This window comes from Alcanivorax sp. HI0044, assembly GCF_001634945.1.
The window spans coordinates 1-870 of the sequence record NZ_LWEZ01001673.1; the positions used below are offsets into that span (position 1 = coordinate 1).

The window sequence follows — 870 nt, forward strand, 5'->3', positions numbered from 1 at the left end:
GCGCCGATACCACTGCGCCAGGGCATCGCGTAGTGCGGTCAGGTTTTCTGCATTCGGGTTTTGCTCGAACCGGGTTAGCGCCTGTTGCCATGCCTTTGCGGTGTCAGTAAAACGTTCGTCCGCCTGCTGTTGCCACTGTGCAGCGGGAATCTCTGTCAGAGTGCCGTCACTGACTGGTTGGGGTGTGGACCCGGCGTCGTCACTGGTGTTGTTGTCGCAGGCCAGCAACAGGCAGGCCAGTAATGCCATAAAGAGAAAACGCATAAACAATTCCGGTTAGCGCAGGCTGATCACGGGCCAGCCCTGTTCCCGGGCTTCGCGCTCAAGGGCACTGTCCGGGTCCACGGCCACCGGGTTGTCGACCTTGCGCAGCAGCGGCAGGTCGTTATGGGAGTCGCTGTAGAACCAGCTGTTCTCCAGGGTTTCATCGTTGGCGTTCAGCCATTCCGCCAGCCGCTCCACCTTGCCTTCGCGGTAGCTGGGGGTACCGGCCACGTTGCCGGTATAGCGCTCGCGGCGGCACTCTGCGACGGTGGCAATCAGATGGTCCACACCCAGCCGGTCCGCCAGTGGGGCGGTCACGAAATCGTTGGTGGCGGTGATGATCATCAGGGTGTGGCCCTGGTCGCGGTGTTTCTGCAGCAGGGTTTCGGCCTTGGGAAGCCACATGCTGTCGAGCTTTTCGGCGAGAAACTGTTCACGCCAGAAATGCAGCTGGGCCATATCGTTGTCGGCCAGTACTTTCAGGGAAAAACGCAGGTAAGCCATGATATCCAGACGGCCATTCTGGTAATCCACGTAGAACTGGTCGTTGGTTTCCTTGTAGAGCTGCTGGTCAACAATGCCTTTCTCTACCAGCCAGTCTCCCCA

The 870-nt window shown here is 59.4% G+C and carries 1 protein-coding gene and 1 pseudogene; both read right to left on the reverse strand.

Going from position 1 to position 870, the window contains the following annotated elements; all coding sequences use genetic code 11:
* Positions 1-264: pseudogene (locus A3730_RS25165) on the reverse strand (hypothetical protein); the annotation flags it as partial.
* A 12-nt stretch (positions 265-276) separates the two neighbouring features.
* Positions 277-870: HAD family phosphatase (locus tag A3730_RS25170; RefSeq protein WP_063539236.1), on the reverse strand; the 594-nt coding region annotated here is incomplete at its 5' end.